Source organism: Microbacterium sp. BF1 (assembly GCF_019279095.1).
Taxonomy (GTDB): Bacteria; Actinomycetota; Actinomycetes; order Actinomycetales; family Microbacteriaceae; genus Microbacterium; species Microbacterium maritypicum.
In genome coordinates this window covers 1-5234 of record NZ_JAGYWT010000161.1, presented here as the reverse complement: position 1 = coordinate 5234, position 5234 = coordinate 1, and the positions used below count along the sequence as shown (strand labels likewise).

6 protein-coding genes and 1 pseudogene are annotated in these 5234 nt (G+C 67.8%); 3 read left to right on the top strand and 4 right to left on the bottom strand.

Annotated elements, in window-relative coordinates:
* Positions 1-4 precede the first annotated feature (4 nt).
* Together KZA10_RS07620 and galU are read right to left on the bottom strand one after the other, a co-directional pair.
* The gene (locus tag KZA10_RS07620) at positions 5-637 is read right to left on the bottom strand and encodes a GNAT family N-acetyltransferase (protein WP_256934541.1); all 633 of its coding nucleotides are present in this window, start codon (positions 635-637) and stop codon (positions 5-7) included.
* A 43-nt stretch (positions 638-680) separates the two neighbouring features.
* On the bottom strand, positions 681-1568 hold the full coding sequence (gene galU / locus KZA10_RS07615) for a UTP--glucose-1-phosphate uridylyltransferase GalU (protein WP_218682559.1): 888 nt from the start codon (positions 1566-1568) through the stop codon (positions 681-683).
* Positions 1569-1609: 41 nt separating this feature from the next.
* Between galU and KZA10_RS07610 the strand changes: the two genes are divergently transcribed.
* From KZA10_RS07610 to mscL, 3 genes are read left to right on the top strand one after another with little or no spacing between them, the layout of a single operon-like run.
* Positions 1610-2206, top strand: a complete 597-nt coding sequence (locus KZA10_RS07610; RefSeq protein WP_017828900.1) for a 5-formyltetrahydrofolate cyclo-ligase — start codon at positions 1610-1612, stop codon at positions 2204-2206.
* 14 nt (positions 2207-2220) lie between these two features.
* Positions 2221-2493 (top strand): FmdB family zinc ribbon protein, encoded by a 273-nt coding sequence (locus tag KZA10_RS07605; protein WP_017828901.1) that lies wholly within the window; start codon positions 2221-2223, stop codon positions 2491-2493.
* A 24-nt stretch (positions 2494-2517) separates the two neighbouring features.
* Positions 2518-2940, top strand: a complete 423-nt coding sequence (gene mscL / locus KZA10_RS07600) for a large conductance mechanosensitive channel protein MscL (protein WP_141385877.1) — start codon at positions 2518-2520, stop codon at positions 2938-2940.
* A gap of 87 nt (positions 2941-3027) precedes the next feature.
* On the opposite strand, the gene KZA10_RS07595 is transcribed toward mscL, so the two are convergent.
* A complete protein-coding gene (locus tag KZA10_RS07595; RefSeq protein WP_218682558.1) occupies positions 3028-3234 on the bottom strand; it encodes a hypothetical protein in 207 nt (68 codons plus the stop codon).
* A pseudogene (locus KZA10_RS07590) lies at positions 3227-5234 on the bottom strand (AAA family ATPase); the annotation flags it as partial. The gene KZA10_RS07595 and the pseudogene KZA10_RS07590, both read right to left, overlap by 8 nt.

Genomic DNA, 5234 nt, shown 5'->3' with positions numbered 1-5234 from the left:
GAACTCAAGGTGCAGCTCCAGCAAACCGATCTGTTGCCCATGTACGGAAGCTCGGGTGGCGGAAAAGGCCTGAGCGATCCGGTCCGAAGCGGCGACGAGTTCCTCTCGCACAAGCCCCCGCGGGAGATAGAGCGAACGCGTAGTGGTCGCGCCAGTCGCCGTCGATGTGGATGTAGCGACGACGCAGTCCCTCGTAGCGGAACCCCAGCTTCTGCACGATGCGCAGACTCGCGTCGTTCTCCGGGCGGATGCAGATCTCCATCCGGTGGAGCCCGTACTCGGTGAAGCACGCGTCGGTGGCCATCGCGACCGCCGTCGGGGTGATCCCCCGACCGGCGAACCGCTCGCTCACCCAGTACCCGATCGTGGCCGAGCACAGGGACCCGCGCGAGACTCCCCACACGTTGAGCTGCCCTGCGACCTCGCCGTCGTACTCCATGACGAACGGGTAGCCCGAGCCGTCGCGATACTGCTGGAGCAGCCGTCGGATGCTGAGCCTCATGTCGAACGACACCGAGCCGTACGGGACCGTCGCCTCCCACGGCTGGAGCCACGACCTGTTGGCGAGCAGCTCATGCTGCAGCGGTCTCGCATCCTTGGCACGGACGAGCCGCAGTCCTATGGGTCCGTGTCGCATTCCCGCCGCCAGATCCATGCCGCACCGACGCCCGCAGAGTCGCCTAGAGGCGTTCCGCGAACTCCTTGAGCCAGGGGCGCAGCTCGGGACCGAGGTCGTCCCGGTCTGCCGCGAGCTGCACGATCGCCTTGATGTAGTCGACGCGGTCGCCCGTGTCGTAGCGGCGTCCGCCGAAGATGACGCCGACGACGCCGGGGCCGTCGGGATCGGTCGCGAGCACCTGCAGCGCGTCGGTGAGCTGGATCTCGCCGCCCTTGCCCGGCTCGGTGTGCTCGAGGATGTCGAACACCGAGGCCGGAAGCACGTAGCGGCCGATGACGGCCAGGTTCGACGGTGCGTCTTCCTGGGCGGGCTTCTCGACGAGTCCGGTGACGCGGACGGCGTCGGATCCTTCGAGCGGCTCGACCGCGGCTGCACCGTACATGTGGATGTTGGCGGGGTCGACCTCCATGAGCGCTATCACAGCGGCGCCGGAGCGCTCGTGCTCGGCGATCATGTCGGTGAGGAGCGAGTCGCGCTCGTCGATGAGGTCGTCTCCGAGGAGCACGGCGAAAGAGCTGTCGCCGACGTGGGCTCGTGCACGCAGGACCGCATGTCCGAGTCCCTTCGGCTCTCCCTGGCGCACGAAGTGGATGTCGGCGAGATCACTCGACTTCATCACACGCTCGAGACGGCCGGTGTCACCCTTCTCCATCAGCCTGACCTCGAGCTCCGGCACGGAGTCGAAGTGGTTGGAGATGGCGTTCTTGTTGCGGCCGATGATGACGAGGATGTCGTCGATACCAGCGTCCGCCGCCTCTTCGACGACGTATTGGATCGCCGGCTTGTCGACGACGGGGAGCATCTCTTTCGGCATCGCCTTCGTCGCAGGGAGGAATCTCGTACCCAGGCCTGCTGCGGGAATGACGGCCTTGATCTTGTGGTCAGCCATCTTGCCAGCCTAGTGGTGAGCGCCGACGTAGACTCGGAGCCATGTCGAACGACGTCGAACATGCGAAGCGCGCACTCCGCGCCGAACTCCGCGAACGACGCCAGCTCCTCTCCGACACGCAGCGCGAAGCCGCGGCCACGGCCATCGGCGAACGCCTCGACGCCCTGGTCGACGAGCTCGGCGCCCGATCCATCTCGTGCTTCCTCTCCACCACCACCGAGCCGGGCACCCGCGAGTTCGTGACCAGGGCCGTGCGCCGCGGCATCCGCGTGCTCCTGCCCGTCACCCGCGCCGACGGGCTGCTGGACTGGGCTGTCGCCACCGATGACGACGAGGTCACCGAGGGACTCTTCGGCCTGCCCGAGCCCACCGGCGAGGTGCTGGGCCCGATCGCGGTGAACGACGTGGACCTGATGATCGTCCCCGCCGCGGCGGTCGATCGCACCGGCATGCGCATGGGGTGGGGACGCGGCTACTTCGACAAGACGATCGGCTCGATGGAGAAGTGCCCTCCCGTCTATGCCGTGATCTATGATTCCGAGGTACTCGACGAACTTCCGCGAGAGGTGCACGACCAGCCGGTGAACGGCGTCGTCACCCCGTCGCAGACCCTCACCCTGTCGCCACGCCGGCGCTGATCGCAAGGACCCCCATGCCCACCTACGCCTATGCCTGCACCGCGTGCGGACACACTTTCGACGCCGTGCAGAGCTTCGCCGACGACGCTCTCACCGTGTGCCCCGAGTGCGGTGGCGCGCTGCGCAAGCAGTACGGCTCGATCGGTGTGACCTTCAACGGCTCCGGCTTCTATCGCACGGACTCGCGCGCGAAATCCGGGGCTTCGAAGGATGGTTCGGCATCATCGAAGACGGAATCGACGACGAGCGCCAAACCGGCGGCTGCGTCGACTCCGGCCTCTTCCTGAGGCCCCGATCTGTTGGGGGACCCCATGCTCAAAGGTTTCAAGGACTTCCTGTTGCGCGGCAACGTCATCGACCTGGCCGTCGCTGTCGTCATCGGCACCGCTTTCACCGCGATCGTCACGGCTGTCGTCAACAGCATCATCAATCCGCTCATCGCGCTCTTCCTGAAGGCGGATGCGACAGGCAAGTTCGGCATCCAGGTCCCGAACATCTACGGAGAGATGGTGACGTTCCCGATCGGCGAACTGATCTCGGCGATCATCAGCTTCCTCGCCGTCGCCGCCGTCGTCTACTTCGTCTTCGTGCTGCCGATGAACACCTTCAAGGCCCGTGTCGAGGCTCGCAAGGGCACGCCGGCCGAGGAGCCCGAGGAGGAGCCGGCCGCATCGACCGAGTCCGAGCTGCTCGTCGAGATCCGTGATCTGCTCAAGGCACAGCGCGGGGCCTGAGAGCTTCCACTCGCACGACGAGTCGCACGGTTCCTCTTCGGAGGGGCCGTGCGTTTCTCGTCCGCGGGCGCAGACGGAGACTCACGCTCAGTAGTGCGGCGGCACGTCCCGCATCAGCTGATCGTCGTTCGGCCCTCTGGCGCCCTTGGGCCGTGTCGGCGGAGGCGACACCTCGGCGGGGCCGGACTCCGGTTCGGGATCGCTTCCCGGCACCGGCGTGAGACGCGCACGTCGGGAGCCGGATACCCGCATGACGCGCTGGCGCGGTTCGGGGGTGTCGGGCTCGTCAGTCATTCCGGGGGTCGACGATGTCGATCGGCTGCGTGTCGTTCTCGGCACGCGGGGCGGAATCCGAGATGCCGAGCACCGCAGCGATCCGCGTCGCGACGGTCGCGGGGTCGCTGTAGAGATCGAAGGCGTGCACCCGCACGTAATGCCAGCCGAGGCGACGCAGCACATGCGGTCGCAGACGCAGGGTCTCCCGCAGCGATTCTCCTCGCGACTCCGGGTCGGACTCGATGACGACCGCCTTACCGCCGTGCTGCGCGACCAGCGGGAGCAGCCCGCGATAGTCGACATCCACAGAGGCTCCGAGTCGCCGCAGCTCCCGTGCGAGGGCGAGCGTGAGCGGATCGGCGAGATCCTCCAGGCGAGCATCCCTGCTGCGCGCGGCCAGGCCGCCGAGGATCGACATCAGTGTCGCCGCTCCGTGCTCCAGGCGTCCGTCGTCGAAGGACGAGGGGCGGATCGACGACACGAGCACCATCGACCGGCGGGCCCTGGTCATCCCGACCGTGAGAAGTCGCTCTCCGTCCGGAGTGGAGAGATCGCCGAAGTCGCTCAGGACGCGGCCGTGCTTGGTGAGCCCGAACCCCAGCGAGAAGATCACGCGGTCGCGACTCTCGGCGACCGACTCCTCGAGGGTCAGCACCGCGAAGGGTTCGACCGTGTCGCGCCCGACGAAGTCCGCCACATCCGAACGTCCGGCGAACGCCGAGGTGACGGCTGCACGCACGCGCTCGGCGTGACGGGCGCTCGCGGTCACGACCATGAGGGACTCAGCCGGACGGTGCACGGCGTGCTCGACAACGAGGGTCACGACCCTGGCGACCTCGGCATCCGGACTCTCGACCGCGCCGGAGATCGGATCGGGCGTTCCCGTCCCGCCCTCCACGTAGTCGACCGTGAGGCTGCCACGACCGAGGTACGAACCCGCCCAGGGAAGGGAGACGATCTCGCCGCCATAGAACGCGTCGTTGATCAGTTCCGCGAGGTCCTCACCGCCGGCACGATAGCTGCGGGTCAGGGTCATCACCGGTAGGAGCTCGGAAAGACGCTCGAAAGCCGAGACGTCGTCGAACGGCACCTCGGGCTCCCACGACTCCTCATGATCCACCGCGATGCGGAAGGGAGTCGGGCGCTGCGTCACCGGGTCGCCGAACGCGACGATCTGGCGCGCGCGACGGATCGCCGGGGCGGCCTCCGCGAGGTTGATCGCTGCGGCGTCGACCAGGATCACGGTGTCGAACTCCACGGAGTCCGGAATCTCCGGGACGAGGTACGGCGACGAGATCCAGACCGGTGCGAGCACATCGACCAGGGTGGGCGCGGCACTGACGACCTGCGCGGTCGTGGTCGCTGACTGCGTCAGCGCACGGCGCAGGTGCTGCGACTGCTGAGGCTCGTCGACGATCGCGATCCGCCACTGGTTGGCCAACTGCCATGCGAGCAGCGGTCCGGCCATGGCGGCATGGGCCTCATCGACCAGGCGGAAGTCCCGTTCGAGGCGGTCGACGACAGCGGTGTTCGCGCCGAGCAGCGCGCGGTTGTCCTGCAGGGCACGCTCGAGGAGGGACTGCCACCAGGCGAATTCGAGCTCCTCCCCCACCTGGGACTCCGCGACATGGCGCACCGAGAGCTCGGCGAGCAGGGGCTCCAGCCCGAGAAGGGCGAGCCGATCGCGCAGCTGAGCGCGCTCGACGAGGTTCTCGAAGACATCGGACTTCGCAGCGAGCCCCGCGAGGGTGCGGACGAGTCGCGCGACCGGGAGCGAGGCCAACGGTTCGCGACGCCCCAGTGCGGCGTCGAGCTCGCTGAGTTCAGCCTCGACCCGCTGCCAGGCCGCGTACACATCGGCGAGACCGAGGGGAATCTCCGGCGCGACGCCGGCTTCGACGAAGCGCTGCCACTGCGTGCGCTGCGCCTGGATCCGCAGAAGCGCCTCGTGCATCTCGGTGACATGCACGCCGGGGCGCACGTACTCCTTGGCCAAGCGCCGCAACCGCCGCCTGTTC